Origin of the sequence: Pseudoflavonifractor phocaeensis (assembly GCF_016901955.1) — a bacterium.
GTDB lineage: Bacteria > Bacillota > Clostridia > Oscillospirales > Oscillospiraceae > Flavonifractor > Flavonifractor phocaeensis_A.
Genome location: NZ_JACJLC010000055.1, coordinates 1 through 20,567, shown reverse-complemented (window position 1 = coordinate 20,567; position 20,567 = coordinate 1). Strand labels below are relative to the sequence as shown.

At 56.1% G+C, this 20,567-nt stretch carries 19 protein-coding genes and 1 pseudogene; 9 read left to right on the top strand and 11 right to left on the bottom strand.

What is annotated here, in order from left to right; all coding sequences use genetic code 11:
* From H6B51_RS11925 to H6B51_RS11905, 5 genes are all read left to right on the top strand, one after another.
* A partial coding sequence (locus H6B51_RS11925) for an IS256 family transposase (protein ID WP_204883903.1) occupies positions 1-575 on the top strand: 575 nt, incomplete at its 5' end.
* A 273-nt stretch (positions 576-848) separates the two neighbouring features.
* Entirely contained in the window at positions 849-1,271 is a 423-nt protein-coding gene (locus tag H6B51_RS11920; RefSeq protein WP_204883902.1) for a hypothetical protein, read from the top strand.
* A gap of 489 nt (positions 1,272-1,760) precedes the next feature.
* Positions 1,761-3,635: a TerB N-terminal domain-containing protein gene (locus H6B51_RS11915; protein ID WP_204883901.1), complete on the top strand. Its 1,875-nt coding sequence runs from the start codon at positions 1,761-1,763 to the stop codon at positions 3,633-3,635.
* Complete coding sequence (locus H6B51_RS11910) at positions 3,628-4,959, top strand: ATP-binding protein (RefSeq protein ID WP_204883900.1); 1,332 nt, start codon at positions 3,628-3,630, stop codon at positions 4,957-4,959. Before H6B51_RS11915 ends, H6B51_RS11910 begins: the two co-directional genes overlap by 8 nt.
* Positions 4,956-7,223, top strand: coding sequence for a DEAD/DEAH box helicase (locus H6B51_RS11905; protein WP_204883899.1), 2,268 nt, complete (start codon positions 4,956-4,958; stop codon positions 7,221-7,223). The genes H6B51_RS11910 and H6B51_RS11905 overlap by 4 nt, the downstream gene beginning before the upstream one ends.
* 916 nt (positions 7,224-8,139) lie before the next feature.
* Here the strand turns inward: H6B51_RS11905 and H6B51_RS11900 are convergent.
* From H6B51_RS11900 to H6B51_RS11885, 4 genes are all read right to left on the bottom strand, one after another.
* Positions 8,140-8,352, bottom strand: coding sequence for a hypothetical protein (locus H6B51_RS11900; RefSeq protein ID WP_204883898.1), 213 nt, complete (start codon positions 8,350-8,352; stop codon positions 8,140-8,142).
* Between the two features lie 117 nt (positions 8,353-8,469).
* Positions 8,470-8,811 (bottom strand): type II toxin-antitoxin system Phd/YefM family antitoxin, encoded by a 342-nt coding sequence (locus tag H6B51_RS11895; protein ID WP_204883897.1) that lies wholly within the window; start codon positions 8,809-8,811, stop codon positions 8,470-8,472.
* Between the two features lie 514 nt (positions 8,812-9,325).
* On the bottom strand, positions 9,326-9,589 hold the full coding sequence (locus H6B51_RS11890) for a Txe/YoeB family addiction module toxin (RefSeq protein ID WP_204883896.1): 264 nt from the start codon (positions 9,587-9,589) through the stop codon (positions 9,326-9,328).
* Positions 9,579-9,848 carry a type II toxin-antitoxin system Phd/YefM family antitoxin gene (locus H6B51_RS11885; RefSeq protein WP_204883895.1) on the bottom strand — a complete coding sequence of 90 codons (270 nt, stop codon included), beginning with the start codon at positions 9,846-9,848 and terminating at the stop codon, positions 9,579-9,581. The genes H6B51_RS11890 and H6B51_RS11885 overlap by 11 nt, the downstream gene beginning before the upstream one ends.
* 754 nt (positions 9,849-10,602) lie before the next feature.
* On the opposite strand from H6B51_RS11885, the gene H6B51_RS11880 reads away from it, so the two are divergent.
* From H6B51_RS11880 to H6B51_RS11865, 4 genes and pseudogenes are all read left to right on the top strand, one after another.
* Positions 10,603-11,286, top strand: coding sequence for a transposase (locus H6B51_RS11880; RefSeq protein WP_204883894.1), 684 nt, complete (start codon positions 10,603-10,605; stop codon positions 11,284-11,286).
* Positions 11,287-11,432: 146 nt separating this feature from the next.
* Positions 11,433-11,747, top strand: a pseudogene (locus H6B51_RS11875) (transposase); the annotation flags it as partial.
* 14 nt (positions 11,748-11,761) lie between these two features.
* Positions 11,762-12,181, top strand: a complete 420-nt coding sequence (locus H6B51_RS11870; protein WP_204883893.1) for a DDE-type integrase/transposase/recombinase — start codon at positions 11,762-11,764, stop codon at positions 12,179-12,181.
* Positions 12,182-12,221: 40 nt separating this feature from the next.
* Positions 12,222-12,560, top strand: coding sequence for an integrase core domain-containing protein (locus H6B51_RS11865; RefSeq protein ID WP_275967533.1), 339 nt, complete (start codon positions 12,222-12,224; stop codon positions 12,558-12,560).
* A gap of 12 nt (positions 12,561-12,572) precedes the next feature.
* On the opposite strand, the gene H6B51_RS11860 is transcribed toward H6B51_RS11865, so the two are convergent.
* The 7 genes from H6B51_RS11860 to H6B51_RS18480 all read right to left on the bottom strand — a co-directional run bounded on the left by H6B51_RS11860 (position 12,573) and on the right by H6B51_RS18480 (position 20,559).
* Positions 12,573-14,255 (bottom strand): sigma-70 family RNA polymerase sigma factor, encoded by a 1,683-nt coding sequence (locus H6B51_RS11860; protein ID WP_204883892.1) that lies wholly within the window; start codon positions 14,253-14,255, stop codon positions 12,573-12,575.
* A gap of 39 nt (positions 14,256-14,294) precedes the next feature.
* Positions 14,295-14,513: a hypothetical protein gene (locus tag H6B51_RS11855; protein WP_204883891.1), complete on the bottom strand. Its 219-nt coding sequence runs from the start codon at positions 14,511-14,513 to the stop codon at positions 14,295-14,297.
* Between the two features lie 12 nt (positions 14,514-14,525).
* A complete protein-coding gene (locus tag H6B51_RS11850) occupies positions 14,526-15,161 on the bottom strand; it encodes a hypothetical protein (RefSeq protein ID WP_204883890.1) in 636 nt (211 codons plus the stop codon).
* A gap of 36 nt (positions 15,162-15,197) precedes the next feature.
* On the bottom strand, positions 15,198-17,693 hold the full coding sequence (locus H6B51_RS11845; protein ID WP_204883889.1) for an RCC1 domain-containing protein: 2,496 nt from the start codon (positions 17,691-17,693) through the stop codon (positions 15,198-15,200).
* Positions 17,694-17,765: 72 nt separating this feature from the next.
* Positions 17,766-19,217, bottom strand: coding sequence for a leucine-rich repeat protein (locus H6B51_RS11840; protein ID WP_204883888.1), 1,452 nt, complete (start codon positions 19,215-19,217; stop codon positions 17,766-17,768).
* A 516-nt stretch (positions 19,218-19,733) separates the two neighbouring features.
* Positions 19,734-20,231 carry an IS66 family transposase gene (locus H6B51_RS11835; protein WP_204883887.1) on the bottom strand — a complete coding sequence of 166 codons (498 nt, stop codon included), beginning with the start codon at positions 20,229-20,231 and terminating at the stop codon, positions 19,734-19,736.
* The gene (locus tag H6B51_RS18480; RefSeq protein ID WP_418055072.1) at positions 20,182-20,559 is read right to left on the bottom strand and encodes an IS66 family transposase; all 378 of its coding nucleotides are present in this window, start codon (positions 20,557-20,559) and stop codon (positions 20,182-20,184) included. The genes H6B51_RS11835 and H6B51_RS18480 overlap by 50 nt, the downstream gene beginning before the upstream one ends.
* Between the last annotated feature and the right edge of the window lie 8 nt (positions 20,560-20,567).

Here is a 20,567-nt window from a genome sequence, read left to right as displayed (position 1 = left end):
AGAGCAGCAAATTTTGGCTGAATGTGCTGAATGACCTCAAAAGCCGGGGTGTTTTGGACGTCTATCTGTTCTGCACTGACGGTCTTTGCGGCATGATGGATGCCATCCGTGCGGTCTATCCCAAGAGCCGTCTACAGCGGTGTATCGTCCACCAGATCCGCAGCTCCACCCGGTATGTCAGCTATAAAGACATCAAGAAGGTCATTGCCGACCTGAAGAAGATTTACACCGCCGTTACCCTGGACGAGGCGGAAGAGAACCTGCGCCGGTTCTCTGATACCTGGCGCAGGCAGTATCCCTCCTGCGTCAAGAGCTGGGAGGTCCTGAGCACTTTCTTTGAATACCCGCCCGAGATTCGGAAAATCATATACACGACCAACATCATCGAGGGCCTGAACCGGCAGTTCCGGCAGATCACGAAAAACAAACCCAGCTTTACCAACGACGATTCTCTGAGGAGGATGCTCTACCTGGCGTCTCAGCGGATTGTAAAGCACTGGCACGTCAGATGTCAGAATTGGGACCTGGTGCTCAGCCAGCTGCAGCTCCTCTTCGCCGACCGCAGCACGGGCTGATCCCCTTTCCTTAGAATTCCCATTGTTATGGTTTTATATAATAGTGAAATGCGTTCCATCAGGTATACAAGGGTAAACCGTAGTTTTTAGATTCAAACGCAATCAATGCATTAAAAAACTGCTATCGTCGTCTTTTTGACGACTTTAGCAGCTTTTTTGTTTCAATTTCTTATTTCCCCTCAAATCAACTGGTTAAAATAGGGAATCAACGCATCGCATATAATAGCTATGTCAGTAACAAATGACAATACACGTTAAGAAAGGAACATAAGTATGAAAAAAATCATCAATGGAAAATGCTATGACACAGAGAAAGCGGAACTTCTTGGCTACTGGTGCAATACAGGGGACACTCGCGACTTCTACCACATTCGCGAAAAACTTTATCGAAAGAGTAACGGAGAATTCTTTCTGTTTGGTCGCGGAGGACCCTGCACCAAATATGCAGTCTCCGAGGGTTCGAACTCGTGTTGTGGCAGCAGCAAGATCATCCCTTTTACTTGGGATGAGGCGCGGAAATGGGCCGAGAAATATCTCGATGGCGACGAATACGAGGAAATCTTTGGCGAGGTTGCCGAGGACGATAGCAAGACTACAATCCCCGTAAGTCTGTCTACGGAGATCCTGAAGCGTGTCAAGCAGAATGCATCCCAGGCTGGTGTGAGTTTGAGTACTTACATTGAGTCGAAGCTTTGATCTTAGACGGATGTACCCGGAAATGGATTTGTAACTACAGCAATGGTGTGGACCTGATAACACATTCGCCCTTGTTGATGTAAAAAAGGGGGGAGCGTTGCAGAACAACCGTTTGCAACGCTCCCAATTTTTTGCAGATAACTGATTGGGTTGCAAGCTTGATTGGTCTCCTGCATCGTGCCAGGAGCCCCAGACATGGAACTCACTCAACAGCAGTTTCACTTGTCTCTCTTTTTCTTTGTATATAAGCATACGGTCAGACTGCGGGTTTTCACGGTTCTTTGTATGGATATTGGCACCTCAACAAACCGATTTAGAGCACAACTTATATTTACATGATGTTATAAGATTCCTCTTCTTAAATATCCGGGCAGTCATCCTCTGTAGTTGCTTTTCACCTCAAATAGAGTATAATTTATTATAAAAATCGGGGCAGACGATACAGTCCCTCTATCAAACATCAGTATGTTGCATAAGAGAGGTACAACTTTGGATCTATCGGAATTGACCACCTATGCGGAAGAAAAATTTCATATTCAAGAACAGCACAAATGGGCGGATTTTCCGGGATTTTCTGTTCTGGTGAATCCGGACACTGGAAAGTGGCTGGCACTGCTTATGCGTCAGTGGGACTTTGAGACTGGGGAAGAAATTCAGCTGTGTGATCTCAAATGCGGACAACAGAATCTTCCGGAACGTCCGGAGCCCTATTTGTCCACTCCATTCCGTATGAAAGGAAACAAGTGGGTGGGTGTCAAATTTAATGATACGACAGACTCCGATGTGGTCTTTCGCCTTTTTGATCTGGCTGTCTACTCGGATCACATGCAGGGCTATACCATTGTACTGGACCATGCACCCACCGAGTCTATGGTGATCTACCCGGATACGCCGCTGCCCGTCCAGCGCACGGTATTTGACCCCGATGAGCCGGATATGCCGCCAAAAATTCGGCAGATGCAGGCGCTCTACGAATATAATGGCGGCCGTTTTGAGGAAAAATGTTGGAATTTCTACCGTCAGGGCAAGTTCATGGAAGATTATGAGGACAACTTACCCTGGACCGGAACATTTCGATGCTATTATCCCACCTACCATGATCTGAATGTCCAGCAGCTACGGGGTTACTTTACTTGGCGTACCCATGTCCGAAAGGGAGACTTTCAGCCTATCGCCACATCACTGGCCTACATTTATCTCTATGAGCTGCTCAACGGAATCGGTGCTCAGTCGCCAGAAGACACCTTTCAAAAGCTGCGGACCTTTGAGATAGGATTTCTGGATTCCGGCTTCGGCGATTCTGGGATGCGAAGCAATCTCCACCGCTGGATGCTGGCATATGCAGTACTCTACCGCTTACCCCCTGCTTTGGTCCAGCAATATACTGACTCAACTATTTGGGTGCAAGATACTGCTCTGGCGTCTCTTCTCTCATCGGAGACAGCTTCCGATGAAGAGGTATTTTCCGCATTATGCGTATTCGGAGAGAAACGGTTGGTACAGTCTCCAGTAATCAAGAAGTTCGGGACGCAGGGAAAACACCTGTTTGCATCATCCTGGCGCCGTGTATCAAAATCATGCTTTCCCAACGGCAGGGGTTTTTTTACAGCCTGTTTTGGACCCAAAAAAGTCTCTACATGGGAGCCCTTTGCCAATGCGATCTATTGGGAATCCCAGAGGTATTCGGATACCGCTTATGTTCTGAATCCATGCAGGGAGTATTATGTTCAAAACGGCACCTGGCGTGAAAAGTGCTTTGATAAACGGAATTTTGATCTGGTTCGATACCGCGCTTTTCTGCATGAAACAGATCGTATTCTGCGAAATCATTTAAAGACCGGCCATTACCTCAAAAGAAAAGTAGGTGAGGCATGGATCACTTCCTTTGTGGAAGCGGCAATTCAAGCGCAACAACAGGCAGATGAGGAGGCCGCACGGCCAAAAATCACCATCAACCTCTCCAGCTTAGAGCAGATCCGTCAGGATGCGAGCGTCACAAGAGATAGCCTGTTGACGGGAGATGAGATGGACGTGGGGATAGAAGCCAGCCCGGAAAGCAGCCCTGCTTCCTTGCCTGCCGGGCCGGATACTGGAAACGAGCCGGAGACCGCAGACAGCGGCAGCTTTGCCCCGCTGGACGACCTGCACAGCACCATTCTTCTCGCCCTCCTTCGGGGCGAGTCTGTCGAGGCCACGCTAAAGGCTCGCCACCTGATGCCCGCCGTGGCAGCCGATACCATCAACGAAGCCCTGTTTGATGAGATCGGCGACAATGTCCTGGAGTGCGACGGCAATACCATCACCTTGGTAGGGGACTACCGGGACGACCTTTTACAACTGCTTGGAGGCAAAACGAATGAATGAAAGACCAAATAAAGTCCCAAGGCGGATGGAACAGGCCATTCTGAACGCCCTGAAGGGGGGTGTAGTTCCCCGGATCGGCCTGCCCTATATCACCGTGGGACGAAAAAATGAGATTGAGGCGCTCCTTCACGATGTGGACATTATTTCGGAGGGCGGCGCAGCCTTCCGGTTTATTGTGGGACGGTATGGTTCGGGCAAGAGCTTTCTGATCCAGGCCATCCGCAACTATGTGATGGACAAAAACTTTATTGTGGCCGACGGGGATCTCTCCCCGGAGCGGCGGCTCCAGGGGACCCGGGGCCAGGGCCTGGCTACCTACCGGGAACTCATCAGCAACCTCTCCACCAAGACCAAACCGGAGGGCGGCGCCCTGACCTTGGTACTGGGCCGGTGGATCAGCAGTGTACAGGCCCAGGCCGTGGGGGAGACCGGACTGGAGCCTGGCGATCCCGCCCTGGCAAAGGCGGTGGACCAGAAGATCTATGCCGTTACCGCCGCCGTCAGCGAGCTGGTTCATGGCTTTGAGTTCGCCCGGCTTCTCTCCCTGTACTACCACGCCTATCTGGAGGGCAACGATGAACAGAAGGCAAACGTGGTCCGCTGGTTCCGGGGGGAGTACACCACCAAGCGGGAGGCCAAGGAGGCCCTGGGGGTCAATCTCATCATCACCGACGACGACTGGTACGACTACCTGAAACTCTTTGCCGTGTTCTTCCGTATGGCCGGATACGCAGGTATGATACTCTTTATCGACGAGCTGGTCAATCTTTATAAAATTCCCAACGCCATCACCCGTCAGTACAACTATGAGAAGCTGTTGGCCATGTATAACGATGCCCTCCAGGGCAAGGCCCGGTATCTGGGCATCGTCATGGGAGCCACGCCACAGGCTGTGGAGGACAAGCGGCGGGGTCTGTACAGCTATGAAGCTCTCCGCTCCCGGCTGGCAGAGGGTAAGTTTTCCCGGCCGGGGGCCCGGGATCTGCTGGGGCCGGTGATCCGTCTGGAGCCGCTGACGCCGGAGGAGATGCTGGTGCTGTGCGAAAAGCTGGCCGAGATCCATGCCGACCTCTACGGCTATCAGCGGAACATCGGCACGGAAGCGCTTGCAGACTTCATCAGGCTGGAATACTCCCGGATCGGGGCGGATCAGAACATCACGCCCCGGGAGGTGATCCGGGACTTTATCGAACTCATGGACCTGCTCTATCAGAACCCTGCCATGACTATGGATGAACTGATGAAATCAGAGGATTTTACCTATGCCAAGTCGGAGGCCGTTTCTGACCAGACGGAACAGAATTTCGCGGAGTTTACGATATGAATGTGTATGAGCGATATGCTCCCTTTATCCAGGATTATATTTACCGTTCCGGCTGGCGGGCCCTGCGTGGGGTGCAGAACGCCGCCGGAGAGGCGATTTTCGGAACAGAGGACAATGTTCTGCTCACCGCCTCCACGGCGTCCGGGAAAACAGAAGCCGCCTTCTTTCCCATTCTGACGCTGCTGGATGAAGACCCGCCCCACAGCGTGGGAGCACTCTATATTGCTCCCTTGAAAGCCCTGATCAACGACCAGTTTGGCCGCCTCACAGAGTTGTGCCAAGAAGCGAGCATTCCGGTGACCCGCTGGCATGGCGATGTGCCGCAGTCTCAGAAACGCAAGCTGCTGCGCAAGCCCGCTGGAATTGTGCAGATCACCCCGGAGTCCCTGGAATCCCTGCTGATCAACAAACACATGGAACTCCCTTCCCTGTTCTGCGACCTGCGCTTTATCGTGATCGACGAAATCCACTCCCTGCTGCGGGGGGACCGGGGACTCCAGACCTTCTGCCTCATTGAGCAGCTGTGCGCAACCGCAGGCTGTGATCCCAGACGGGTGGGCCTCTCCGCCACCATCGGAGACCCGGAGGCGGCGGGGCGCTTCCTGGCGGCGGGCAGCGGCCGGCGGACGGTGATCCCCCGGTTTGACGGAGGCAAGGAGGTGTGGCGGCTGTCCATGGAACACTTCTTTAACACTGCCCCTCAGGCGGACGAGGGAACACCATCCGCACCACCAGAAATGTTCGCCCTTGAGGCACCCACGGACACCGCGCCCAAGGCGGCCGACCCTGGGATCGGCTATATTTTCGAGCACACCCGGGGCAAAAAGTGCCTGATCTTTACCAATTCCCGGGAGGAGTGCGAGGCGGTCTGTCAGACGCTGCGCCAGTACTGTGAGGCAAACCATGAGCCGGACCGTTTCCTCATCCACCACGGGAATCTTTCTGCCTCCTACCGAGAGAGCGCGGAGGGAGAAATGAAGGACGACGACTCCCGGATGTCCGTCTGCGCCACCGCCACATTGGAGTTGGGCATCGACATCGGCAGACTGGAGCGGGCCTTCCAGATTGACGCACCCTTCACCGTCTCCGGTTTCCTTCAGCGCATGGGGCGTACAGGCCGCCGGGGGAATCCGTCTGAGATGTGGTTCGTCATGCGGGAGGACCACCCGGAGCCCAGGGCCATGCTGCCAGAGATGATCCCATGGTATCTCATCCAGGGCATCGCCCTGGTGCAGCTCTACATCGAGGAGCGGTTTGTGGAGCCGCCGCGTACCGGGCGGCTGCCGTACAGCCTCCTGTACCACCAGACCATGAGCACCCTGGCCTCCTGCGGGGAGATGACCCCCGGTGAGCTTGCCAGCCGTGTGCTGACGCTGTCCGCCTTCCGGCGGGTAAGCCAGGACGACTACCGCCTGCTGCTGCGGCATCTGTTGGAGCTTGACCACATCAGCCGGACAGAAAACGGCGGCCTGATCGTGGGCCTCACTGGAGAGCGGATCGTCAACAACTATAAATTTTACGCGGTATTTCGTGAGAATATCGAGTACTCCGTGCGCTCTGGTTCAGAAGAACTTGGCACCATTGTAAAGCCGCCCCCTGTTGGAGACAAGATTGCCATTGCCGGTCGTGTCTGGGTTGTTGAGGAGGTGGACCACAAAAAGCGAGTGGTCTACTGCACTCTGGTCAAGGGGAATATCCCGGCCTACTTTGGCGATGTGGCGGGAGATATCCATACCCGCATTCTGGAGCAGATGTACCGGGTCCTCAAGGAGGACACATCCTATCCATATCTCATGGGCCACGCGGTGTACAGGCTACAGGATGCTCGGAACACCTTTCAGAAGGCTGGCATGGCGGACCTTCCGCTGGTTCATCTGGGCGGAAATATGTGGGCCCTGTTCCCGTGGCTGGGCAGTTACGCTTTCCTGGCTCTGGAGCGGTTTTTAAAACTGCGCTGCGGGCAGCGCCTGGAACTGAAGGGACTGCATTCCTCCCGTCCCTACTACCTCCAATTTACAATGAAAGCCACCGAATCAGAGTTCTTCCAAATCGCAGCAGAGGAGGCCACAAAGGAGTTTGATCCGCTGGAGTTGCTCTACCCTAAAGAAGTCCCTGTATTTGAAAAGTACGATGAATATATTCCGGAGGAATTGGTCCGGAAGGGCTTTGCCTTGGGCGTGCTGGATGTGGAGGGGATGAAACAGCGGGTGCTGAGTTGGTCAAGCTCATCCTTGACCGCGGGATCATGGGAGAATGTTAGATGACCGTGTTACCCGCTAACCACATATAGATACGCAAATCAATGTGCCCCAAAGGTTTCCAGTGTATTGGCCGAACCTTTGGGGCATTTTATATATTGTAACTGACTTGCTGATGATTGTCGTTATATAACTCCTTACATATAATACCCGCACATCATAATCAGATATGATTTGCCAGCACAGCATAGCCCACCTTCCATCGCGTCTTATATACAAAGAAAAGGCGCAAGAAATTGCTCACACCAAGCTCTTCTATGTGCTGCCTATGACTACTGGCACGATGCATCGCATCGACATCGCAATCGCCCCGACAAAAGTTGCATATTATCATCATATTTTAATCATATTATTGCCATATTATATCTATATTGCGACTATTATCACCATATTATCTGCATATTACAAAAAATCTCCGACTGTTCTATTTGCATATTACTCCCATATTATGCCCATATTGTGCACATATTGTGCACATATTGGACCACTGCGCCATCTTACGATTGCTCTTTTGCCCAAACGACAAATCTCCCCTCAGATGAAAGACTTTGCCTACCCAAAAGCACTATAAGCAGTCACTGATCCTGCGCTATTACGTATGCAGTTTCCTCTGTATGTAGTATAAAACGCAGAAAATCGTGCTACATACTTGCCAAAGTATCATTATTTCCTCATTGCAGACAGTTTAAATTCATCGTGCTTGGGTTTCCTCATTATTTGTTCTATCTTTGCAAAAATCGCTGCGTTTCTTCAAAGGAATGCTCTGCAGCAATAGTATGTGGAAACAAAGGACCATTGTGGATATCGGAATGGATAGCATCGGGCAGTAGTCACGACCAAAGTGCGGAGCAACGGAAGCAGAAACAGACCCACAAGTTTCTTTTGTATATAAGAAAAGCCCCGGACTTTCGCCTGGGGCTTCTTACAATGGATTAGGTGTTCTTAGTTTCCCTTTTGCGAAGGCAAGAAACTCTTCCTCGCTCATGTTGCTGTTCTTAACGGCGTCAGCCAACGAGATGGTGCCGTCGGCATACAGTTCCAGGAGCATTGAGAGTTTCCCCTGCACTCTGCCTTGCTCCAGGCCCTGTTCCAGGCATTGTTCCAGTTTTTCGTCGAGCAATGATTGCAACCGCATGTATGCCCCCTCCATTTTGCTGTCCGAGCAAACTTCCTATGAGCTCCTGAGCCATTTCAGACCTATCTCGCCCCATAGAGGCGTTGAGGATCACATTCGTATAAAACACTACTTTCTTCAACCCAGGATGCGCTCCTCTTTCGCCGTGTCAATTTCAGCATCGGTCATCTGCACCTCTGGTGCTCCGATCACGCTCTTGATCTGTTCCCATGCAGCCTTTTTATCTTGCTTTGCCGGGACGATTTTGGCGATAATCTTCCCGTTTCTCGTAATCATAATTTCCTGCTCCTGCGCCATGCTGACATACTTTCCGGGGTTTACTTTCAGGTCGGACAAAGAGATCTGCGTCATGTCCATTCTCCTTTCGGGAGGATGATATTGGCTAACACGAAGCACCGCAACGGTCTTTAATGGGCTTTCTTGGTGGTCTGGGACGTAGGACACCAGATAGTTGTCCATTGACATAATCCACAGATTCCGGCTGCACCAGGGCTCCCTGTCAAAAAACCGGAATTGCTCCAACATCTTGTCAGGTTTGAGGATAGATTCCTCTAAGCGATCCAGCTGGCTATCAGCATTTTACACCGACCGCAGATGAACGGCAATATAGCGACTGAAAAGCCAAAAAGAACGGGCGGCCCATGCTTCTCAGCGCAGGCCGCCGATCCATCCTGCTAAATTCCCTGGATTGAGTTCCGCAGCTCCACCGGAGAATCAGATGGGCCGATGGGCCAAGGTTCTCCTGCAGCAGTTTGGAAAATCGGCTCTTGTCCCGTTCCCGCTTTGCTGTCTCCAGATAGGCCAGCATCATCTTGGATAGGGCATCCTCATCGACGCCTAACTTTGTGGTTAACTTCCGGAAAATGGTATTGGTCTGGACACCTCTATTTTGGCAACATCTTCGCAGCACGCTACAAGCAAATCGTGCATAAGATAGGAGCTCTCCCTGGCCAGTTCTCTGCTCTTGCTTCAGTCAATCCTCATAGTGTCCACGGCATGACAACACGATAATGCTGTCGTTTTCAACGGTATAGACGAGCCGGTTCGTATCGTCAATGCGCTTGCTCATGCCTTTGATCTTACGCAGCAGCTCCGCTTTCCCCATGCCTTGCACTGCTCCATCACGCTGCAGCTCCCGGAGCAGCTTATTGATCCGTTTCAGCGTTTTCTTATCCTCTGACTGCCAGTACAGGTAATCCGCCCAGGCGTCAGGCGAGAAGGTAATGTTATGTGCCATCGCCCTCCATCGCCTCCAGTTCCTCCATCGTCTTCACAATCCCAAAGCCGGCGCGCACCTGCTCCAGACCTCTCTCCAGTTTCCCGAGATAGGCGGCATTCCGCTCTGCTTTCTCCAATTCATTAAACCGTTCCTCGCTGATAATCACCACATTTTTTTCAGCTTTTCTGGTTACAATTACCGTCTCTCCTCTGTCGGTCACTCTATCGCAGAACTCCTTCAGTCGGCCACGGGCAGTCGAAAAGTTGATTGCAATCATAGTACACACCTCCGCTCCATATTATGCACCATATCTTGTACTATATATTGTACTATACAAAGATAACTAAAGCAAGCACCAAAGAGAAACCTTAAGGGAGTTCCTGTCGAAAACATCTTGACATACTCCCACAGTTTACGCCGTAGGCTTTCCTATCTGTATTTTGTAACCCCTGGCCTTTTGGCATGGGAAGTGCCAATGTATCACAAAGCGAGAGCACATTCACTGCGGTCCCCATTCCTAAATACGAAGAAAAGCTGCCGTGGATTTTCCTTTGCCGGGCCCGCCCTGCCCTGCTTTATTCTTCCGCTCGATGCTGGATGTTTAACACAACATCGGGCCAGAAGTCCAAGACAGGGCCAGGAATGCTTGGGGCAAGGCGCATCCGCCGTCTTTTCCTCGCATATAAGTATCCAAAATTCTTTTTTGGATGCGCATGCCATACAGATGGTTTCCAATTTGGAGCTAATACTTGGTGACAGAAAAGTCTGTCGTAAAATAGAAAGGAAAGGGGCCAAACAATGGAACAGCAAAAGAGCAAAAAAGGGACACCGCCGCCTCGCTATGACGAGGCGTTCGAAGCCGGCGCGGCACGAATGGTAACCGAGCAAGGTCGGGAGCCCAGGTAAGTAGCCCGAGACCTGGGCATTTGCATTGACACCCTGCGCAGCTGGCTAAAGAGCGCAGGGCTGCAGTTGGGCCAGGTCAGCCGCCACAACCGGGAGCAGCAGCGCAGAGCGGTATCGGTTATCTGATGGAAACGACCGTCGATTGTAAATATGGAATTATAACCGGAGTAGACGTGTATCCGGCGAATGAAAAAGAGAGTTTACTGGTTCTGCGGCATCTGGAGCGGCAGATTCAAAATGGAGTTCCAATGCAAAAGATTGCCTTGGACCGTGGTTACGATACGGGTGCTGTTCATCGTGGGCTGGAGTTGCTGGGCATTACCGGATATATTCCTGCGATTCAGTTTTGTAACTCTCCGGAAAAGTACGGCTTTTACTATCTGCCTCAGGAGGATGCGTTTTGCTGCACGGAAGGTACCAAGCTTGTCTACAAACGATTGAACTGCAGCCAGACAACGGGAAAATATTTGCGATGCTATCAGGTACAGGATGACACTTGTAAGTTCTGTGAGAGAAACTCGATCTGCTTTAAACAAACAGGTATCCGGCGCAGAATCCTTGGAAGCAGCTGCTATCCCGCCTTTTATAGAGGGCATGAACGTATCGGCAGTGATACCTACTGGCATATGATGCGTTTACGTAAAATATGGGCGGAAGGCTCATTCTCCGTACTGAAACGAGAACACGGCCTGTCAAAGATTCGGAAACGGGGCATTCCAGCTGTGACAGAGGAATGTCTCTTAGCTGTCATGGCATTAAACCTAAAAAGGATAGTCAAAGCTATCCTTTTGTTCTCATATAAGCTGTAAATCCGGGCTAAAAAACATAAACTTTCAATCTAAAATTCTCTTTTGTCAACAGGTCCAATAAGTTTCGCAAAAACAAAAAAGACATGGTTTGCAGATCTCTGGTAGAATGAAGTCGCGACACACCATTCGAAAGGAGACAGCAAACCATGTCAGAAAAGATTGTACAGCTAAACGAGGAAGTAATCAGGGGGCAGCTCAAGGAGTTGGTGCGAGGCAGTGTGGAGGAAACGCTCAACGAGCTGCTGGAGGCCGAGGCAGAAAAGTTGACCCAGGCAGCCCGATACGAGCGTAACGAGCAGCGCCAGGGCTACCGGAGCGGCCACTATAGCCGCAACCTCACCACCACTTCCGGGGATGTCACCCTCAAGGTACCTAAGCTCAAGGGAATCTCCTTTAAGACTGTCATTATTGAGCGGTATCGCCGCCGGGAGAGCAGCGTAGAAGAGACGCTCATTGAGATGTGCGGCGGAGATTGGTGGAGCTGCACCAAAAGTATCCCGTTCTGGGGCTGGACAGCCTGTACCACCTGCTCAAGCCGGAATTCGGGTGTTCCCGCAAGCGGGTCCACCGCCAGATGCGGGTTGCCGGGATCGTTTCGGCCAGACGCCGGGCCTATTGGGTCACAACCAACTCCAGGCACAACCATCCGCCCGCGCCCAACCTTCTGAAGCGAAAGTTCTGCTTTGAGCGTCCAAATCAGGCCTGGGTGGGCGATATCACCTACATTCCCACCGGGGAAGGCTGGCTCTACCTGGCCATCGTAAAGGACCTGTGCACCCGGAACATCGTGGGCTATGCCTTTTTGGAGCGCATCGACACTCCTCTGACGCTGGAAGCCCTCCGCATGGCGGTACGCCGCTGCAAACCGCCCAAGGGGCTCATCTTTCCACAGTGACCGGGGCGTCCAGTATTCGGCGTCTGCCTTCCGGGCGCAGCTGGACGCCTACGGCATCCGGCAGAGCATGTCCCGCAAGGGCGATCCCTACGACAATGCCGTGGCGGAGAATTTCTTCAGCTGCCTCAAGTGTGAGCTGATCCACCTCAACCACTACCCCACCAGGGACGGCTCTCAGGCTGATGTGTTCGCCTATCTGGAGGCCTTCTGCAACACCGTCCGGCTGCATTCCGCACTGGGTTGGCTGTCTCCGTCGCAGTTAGAGGCAGGCCTCCTGGCGTCTCAGGCAGCACGAATGAGCATTAAGCTGAAAATCGAAGATTCATTCTGTTTTTCCGGTATTTTCGTGTCTGTTTTTCCGGGACGGGCTCATTTTTAAAAATTTTTTCCGTCAGGACAGCAGGTCAAGTGTCAGGGGGAGAGAGACCGAAAAGATCCCAGCCGCCCCCTCGGCGATCTCATACTTGTCAAATATAATGTGTACCAGGCCGTCCTGGACATAAAAATTGAAGTCATTCATCGTATAATCCAGATCGTACACGTTCTCCAGAATATCGCTCCGGGAGTCCAGCCAGGGGTACTGTTCCACCAGAGCCTGGACAATGAACTCCTTGAGCTCCTCCACGCTGTCTACAGACACCAGGTCACTCAGGCTCAGCTGCTCCCCTGTCTGGGGATCGAAGATATAGCACTCGTTCTCCCCGGAAACCACCCCGCCAAAGTACATACTGTTTTTCAGTCTTACGCTGAATATCTGCTCCGTGGAGTCGTGGACAGCGGCGGAGACGACATAGGAGCAGGTATCCCCGGGGAGGGTCTCCCGCATCTGGGCGGCAATCTCAGGCAGCTCGGCCAGGAGCTGATTGTCCGGGGAGAAAAATTCCTCCTGCTTGCGTTGGAAAAATTCATTGATAACGGCATAGCCCCCGGTGGCGTCGGCAAAGACAGGGATCTCAAAATAGACCTCTGCGTTGTCAATGGGGGGAGTCAGGTCAGTGCGGACCACCTCGGGCTGCTGGGCGGAGAAAGCCTGCTGGGTGGGCTGTACCGAGGGCGTGGGCACAGCAGTGGCCTGCGCCGAGACGGGAGCCTGGGGCTGGACCACCGGGGTGGGCGTGGGGACAGCATGGACGGCAGAGTTGTTCAGCACGTTGGACAGCACCAGGCCGCCGCCCCCCAGGGTAATCACTCCGGCCAGCACCCCGGCGATCACCTTGGCGGAGATACCGCTGGCCGCCGCGGCCATTCCCGCAGTGCCGGCAGCTGCCCCCGCCGCCCCAGCGGCGGCGCTCTGCCCAGCCGCAGTCCCGGCGGCGGCAGTCTGAGAAGATGCGGCGGCCCCTGCGGCAGAGGCCCCCGCGCCCCCGCCGGCTGCCGCCAGGGAGGCCGACACCACCTGGTGGGCCATGGCCTGGGCAGCGGCGTTCCCCATCCCGTGCTGGGCCTCCACCCGCAGGAAGTAGAGCAGGAAGGGAATGGGCGACAGGCCGTAGAGCTTGACCCCCTGCTTCTCGTAGCGCTCCACCCCGGCCTTGATGGCCTTGCGGGCGTAGTTGAGACGGCTCTTGACGGTGCCCTCTGACACCTCCATGGCCTGGGCAATGTCCTTGACGCTCATCTGGTCATAGTAGTAGAACAGCACACACATCCGCTGCTCTGGGGGCAGGCCATCCACCAGCTCCAGAATCATGCGGCGGGTCTCCTGGTTGTCCAGGGCCTGGTCGGGCACCCGCTGCTGGTCCAGATCCTCCACCTGGTCCAGCATGCTGTTGCCCTCCTCATCCTCGGGGATCTGCCAGACCTGCCCCCGCTTGCTGAGCAGGCGCCTGCACTGGTTGGCGGTGATTCCACTCACCCACCCCCAGAAGGCGTTGGGGTCCCGGAGTTTGTCCAGGCTGGTCAGAGTGATAATTAAAATGTCCTGGGTGGCATCCAGGGCGTCCTGCTCCTGTTTGAGCATCTTGCGGCAGTGGAAGTAAATCCGGTTCTGGGTAATGCGCACCAGCTCTTCCTGCGCGTAGGGGTTGCCCTCTCTGCACCACTGGATCAGGCTGGAAAGATTGTACTTGTCCATCCTCTCATCCTCTCTGAAAACGTCTGGCGCTCTGAGGCATTACCCCTGCTCCCCTGTTCCGGTATCAGGATCCGGCGTCTGCCCCTCTGCCTCGGCATCCTGATCCTGGCCCTGCTTCTCTTGGGTGTCTCCCGACTGCGTTTGATTGGGGTACGACACCCGAATGGTATGGGCTCCCGCATCCGGGGAGCCGCCCTGGGCCTCAATGATATAGTCCACCCCGGCGGTAAAGCCGTCAAAGCTGTAATTCTCTTTCATGCGCTCGGCCGCTCAGGTGGCATAGATGTCGTTTGGCTCATTCTCAGCCCACTTGATATTTTCCACACAAATCCTCCCGTCCGCCAGGGCAGTGAGCTCATAGTCGGGATATCCGGCGGAGGAGTCATAGCGATACTCTCCAAACTGATAGCCGTCGGTGGTCATCTCCTGGCAGGCCGCCCGGATCTCAGACACCTCGTAGCCGGGCAGGGTGATGTACTGCTCCTCAAATTCCCCGGTCTGGAGCAGGTTCTCCAGGTAGGCCCGGATTTCCTGGATGTGGGCCTCTCTCCGGGCCTCCTCTTCCGCCTTCTGGGCCTCTTCCTCTTTCTGCTGCTGCGCCTTCTCCTCCTTGATGGCATGCCGGTGGTTCATCTCCGCCGCCACGTCGTCCCGGCGGAACTCAAAGCACATATCCCGGAATTGGAAGGAGCCGTAGGCGAACTCGGGGTGCTGGGCGATGACGGCGTCAATGACATCCCGGCTGTACTTGGACAGGGTGTAGGAGTCATAGCCGGAGCCGGACAGGTCAATGGTGAAGTAGCGCGCGTCGTTCAGCTCCTGGTCGGAGAGGGCCTGGAGCCCGGCCTGGGTCCAGGTGGGGACGTTTGCCAGGGCGGGGGCGCACAGGGCCAGGATGGCGTCCACCTGCTCCTGCTCCTGTGCCTGCTCCGCCTGCTTGAGCTACTCGTTGGTGTCGGGCAGGTCGGCGTCGTCGTACCTGGTGCTGGTGCAGACCCGGTCAGAGGTCCATCTGCTGTGGAGGTTTGCCCGCATATAGCTGTCGCTCTTGAGGAAGTAGTCGTAGCGGACATAGCCCTCCCGGTCGGGGACGGGGTCGTCCCAGGTGGCGTCCACGTGGTACCACTGCCCGTCGATCTCCACCACGTTCCAGGCGTGGCTTCCGGTGGCATACCCGGAGACATACTCGCAGGGGATGCCCGCCCGCTGCATCAAAAGCTGGTAGGCATTGGCATAGCCGGAACAGACGGCGGTGCCCTTCAGCAGGGCCCCCTCCGCGGTGTAGGATTCCGAGGGGATGGTGCCCTGGCGATAGTTGTCGTAGTCGTAGGCACAGTTGAGCACCAGGTAGTCGTGGAGCACCTTGGCGATATCATAGTCGCTCATGCCGTCGGTGACCACCTGCGCCAGGATCTCGTCCGCCTTCTCCATGGCGGCCCGGGAGGCCCCGTTGGCGGCAGCGCCGCCGAGGTAGTTGATGGTCAGGTACAGGGACTTGCCGCTTATGTCCATGGTGCCGGTGATGTATTCCACCTGATAGGGGTTCTCCCAGAGGACATCTGCCAGCTCCCGCGCCAGCTCCCTGGCGTCGCTGAGATCCACATCATAGTCCGTCAGATCCACCCTGCTGTAGCCGCCAATCAGGGCGGCCATAATGTCGGCCGCCAGGGCCTGATTGCCGGTTAGGGTAAGCTGATCCTCCTCCGGCGGGGTCTGCTGGCTCTCCCCGACCTTCCCCCCGTTCAGATGCCGCCAGAGGCAGTAGACCACGTCGGACCGGGGACAGCTTGCCTTGGCGGTGAAGCTCAGACCGTCGGTGAGGCCGCTGGACTGGGCCCAGGCCACGGCGGCGGAGGACCAGTCGTCCCCGCCGGCCTCCTCCCCGGCGAAGCGGCACAGGAAGGTGAAGATCTGGTCGTAGGCCAGGGTGCCGGTCAGGTCGAACCGGCCGCCGCCGGTGCCGTTGGTGATCCCCTGCTCCACCGCCCACAGCACGGCGTCATAATAGTAGGCGTTTTTATCGGTGACATCGCTGAACACGGAGAGGGAGGACCGGGGGTCAGGGGATCCGGCGGCCCGCCACAGGAAGGTCACCGCTTCCGCCCGGGTGACGGTTCGCTCAGGGGAAAAGGTATTGCTGCCGGTGCCCTGGGTCACCCCTTCCTCCACCGCCCAGGCCACCGCGTCGGCAAAGTAGTCGGTGGCCTTCACATCGGTGAAGCCGGTCTCCGGGTCGATGGAGGGCTGGTCGGCGGAGGTGGTCAGGCTGTCCAGCACCTTGCTGGGGGCATAGCAGATGGGATAGTTGGTGCCCCGGCCCTGGGCGCCGCCGTTGTCATAGCCCCAGGCCCACAGGGAGCCGTCGGTTTTCAGGGCAATGGTGTGGATGCCGCCGGTGCTCACGGCGGCCACGCCGTCCAGCAGCTTGACGGGTACGGTCTGGATGGGCCTGTCGTTGCCGCCGTCAAAGCCCAGATAGTCGGAGTTGTTGGAGCCCCAGGCCCACAGAGTTCCGTCGGTTTGGACGGCATAGGCGGTAGCGGTGGAGTTCAGGGAGATGGACACCTGGGTCACGTCATCCAGGATCTTCTTGGGCACGCAGGTGCTCTCCTTGGTGCCCTGGCCCAGGGTGCCGCTGCTGTTTTCCCCCCAGGTCCACAGGGAGCCGTCGGTCTTGATGACGGCCATGCAGGAGTTACCGCACTCCACTTGGGCCACGTTGTCCATGACCTTCTTGGGGGTGAGCTGGGGCTCGGTGCTGGAAAACAGGCCGGAGCCGGTCTTCACCGGCTCAAAGCCCAGCTGGCCCGCCCGGTTGGAGCCCCAGGTCCACAGGGAGCCGTCGGTCTTGACGGCGGCGGCAAAGTCGGCTCCGCAGCTGACCATGGCCACATTGTCCATAATTTTCTGGGGCACGGCGCTGTCCCGCTCGGCGCCGTTGCCCAAGGTCCCGTCGTAGCCGTAGCCGAAGGTCCACAGGGTGCCGTCGGTCTTGACCACGGCGGTGAAGTTGCCGCCGCAGCTCACCTGGGCCACATCGTCCATGACCTTCCTGGGGGTAATCTGGAGGCCCTCCTCCCTGACGCTCAGCTGGCCGCTGTAGGTACTGCCCCACATCCACAGGGAGCCGTCGGTCTGGATGGCGGCGGTCTGGTTCCATCCGAAGTCCACCGCCGCCACGTCGTCCATCACCTTGGTAAACTTGTTCTGCACTCCGGTCTGCTCGTCGGGGGTGCCGATGCCGGAGTTGGTCTGCTCGTAGCCCAATTGATACCCGTTGTTCAGGCCGCAGGTATACAGCTCGCCGGCGTCGTTGATGTAGGCGCTCAGGTAGCTGCCGGCGGCCAGGGAGGCCTGCCCGGCAGAGCCCGCCGCCCGGGCGGGCAGGGCCCCCACCAGCAAAACCAGGGCCAGCAGGAGGGAGAACACTCGTTTCATCTGTTCTTTCATCCTCAGATCAATCTCCATTTTCATCGGCAGGCAGACTGTCGTTTTTTGATCTGCGAAGCGTCAGGCCAGCTGCTTCCACAGGCAGTATACCACGTCGGCGCGGGGGCAGCTGGCGGCGGCGGAGAAGCTCAGGTCGTCGGTGAGGCCGCTGGACTGGGCCCAGTTCACTGCGGCGGCAGACCAATCGTCGCCATCGGCGCTCTCCCCGGCGAAGCGGCACAGGAAGGTAAAGATCTGGTCATAGGCCAGGGGGTTGGACAGGCCGAAGGCCCCGCCGCCCACGCCGCTGGTGATGCCCTGCTCAGCGGCCCAGAGGACAGCCTTGTAGTAGTAGGCGCTGGTGTCGGTGACGTCGGTAAAGGGGGAGGTCATGGAGGCGGGGGCGGGAGAGCCAGCCGCCCGCCACAGGAAGGTGACCGCCTCGGCCCGGGTGACGGTGTTGGCGGGAGAGAAGGTATTGCTCCCGGTGCCGGTGGTGACCCCCTGGTTCACCGCCCACTGCACTGCGTCGGCGTAGTAGTCGTAAGTGGTCACGTCGGTGAAGCCGGCTACCGGCTGGGCAAAGTGAATGGTGGCCTGATCCAGGCCGTCGTTCAGGCCGCCCAACTCGATCTGGCTCCACTGGAGGGCGGTACCGCCGTAGTAGACGTCAGTCAGGCTGTCGCAGCCGTAAAAGGTGCCGCTCTCAATAAAGGTGACGCTGGCGGGGATGGTGACCGTTTTGAGGCCGGTACAGAACCGGAACACATCCCGCATCTGGGTCACGCCGTCGGGGATGACACAGTCCTCCAGGCTGATGCAGTCCTCAAACAGCCGCATGGGCAGGGTCTTGATGCCGTTGGGCAGGCGCACACTGGTCAGGCTGGTGCAGTAGCTGATGGCCCACTCGCCCAGATAGGTCACGCTGTCGGGAATGTACAGGCTGGTCAGGCTTTTGCAGTTGGACAGGGCCGAACCGTCCAGGGTGGTGACGCTGCTGGGCAGGGTCAGGCTGGTGATGCCGGAACCGGCAAAGGCGTCGCGCCCGATGGTAGTAATCCCCTCGGGGAGGGTGACGCCGGTTAGGGAGGAACAGGTTTGGAACGTCTCCCGGGGGATGGAGGTCAGATTCTTGCTGAGGGTCACACTGGTCAGACCGCTGCACCCGGAAAACACCCCTTGGTCCAGGGAGGTGACACTGTCCGGCAGGACCACCTGGGTCAGAGACCGGCAGCCGCCAAAGGCCTGCCGCCCGATGGTGGTGACGGTGTCGGGGATGGTGACGCTGGCCAGATCGCTGCGCTGATTGAAGGCGTAATCCCCGATAGCGGTGACGGGCACGCCGTAGATTTCAGAGGGGATGACCGCCTCGGTCACCGTCTCGTCGGACCGGGTGATGGTTCCGGTGGCGGCGTCAAAGTAGAGCTTGCCGCCGGGGACGTCGTAGGTGAGGTCGGCCGCCTGGGCGGGAATGGCCAGGGCAAGGGCCAGTGCCAGGGTCAGAACCAGGGTTAGGAGTCTGCGCGTTTTCATGGGACAACTTCCTTTCTATTTTTGATTCTAATAGATAGTGCATCATCAGCGCCGATCGGTTTTATCAAAATAGAAAAAATTTTTGGGGTGGTGCTGTCAAACCATCTGAATACCATCCCGATTTGCAGCGGAGTTGTTCAGGAACAGTATATCACAGCCGGGCTCGTAATTCCATACCCTTGCCGGCCGCCCTTCCCGGATCGGAGCTGCCCTGGGCAAAAATTTTTAAAAATATGAAAAACCTTCCCTCTCTGATTTGTGGCTGGGTACACAGAAGGCCAAACACAGGGCTGAAACCAAAAACCACAATGAAGCATCGCCCGAGCTGAGGTCTCTGGTCCTGGCCGCCTGCGCAGGGGCGGCGCTATTACTCTTCCTCGCCCCTCCCCGGTCCTCACCACTGGAAATAGGCCTTATTTCAGCGCTGCCCACATCAGCAGCCGCGTTCGCGGGTAACCGTCAAACCGGGGGCAGCAGAAGAGCCACGGCATCTGCCGTGGCTCAAGTAACACCAGGTTATCCGTTTGCTTTGCATTTTACCGGTGCCTGAGCAGGGATTAGTTTCTCAGCCCAGGCTTTATCGGCTATCTGTGCCAACTTGGGGGCACTCTCCAGAACCCACAGCAAGTAGCGGTAAGGATCCAGGCCGGTTTCCTTGGCGGTTTCAATCAGACTGTAAAGGACAGCGCTGCTCTGTGCCCCACCCGGGGTATTGCAGAACAAGAAGTTCTTCCGGCCCATCACAAAGGGCTTTATGCTGCGCTCGGCGCGGTTGTTGGTCAGTTCCAGCCTGCCGTCCTCCAGATAGCGCACTAGATAAGGCCACTGCTCCAGAAGATCGTGCAGCACCTTGCCCAGGGCGGATTTGGGTGCGGTTTGAGGCTTCAGCCCATTTGCCCATGCCAACAAAGCCCCCAGAACGGGTTTTCCCTGCTCCAGACGCTTGGTAAATCGTTCTTCCGCGTCAACGGGGCAAACTCCTGCTCCAGCTGGAACAGCTTTGCAAAATAGCACAGGGCTTCTGCCGGTTTGGAGGCAGGTTGCTGTTCCTTGGGAATGGTGGTGAGCGCCTCGTCAAATTTTCACCGGGCGTGGGCCCTCTTCGTCGCAAGCTCCATATCCCTCGCTCTGTCGCATGCGGCAGAGCTCGCTCATTCCACTGCTCCTCCTCCCCAGCCGCGACCCGCTTCGCTGGGCTCACGGCTGGTTTTTTCCTCTCCGCCTTCCTGTTGGGCTGGTACTCATACAGGACAATGGGGTGCTCAGCATTGCCGCTGGTCCGGTATAGCCACATATAGGAGCGGCTGGTAGAAGACTTCCCCTTCTCGTGCAGTACCTGCAGGGTGGTTT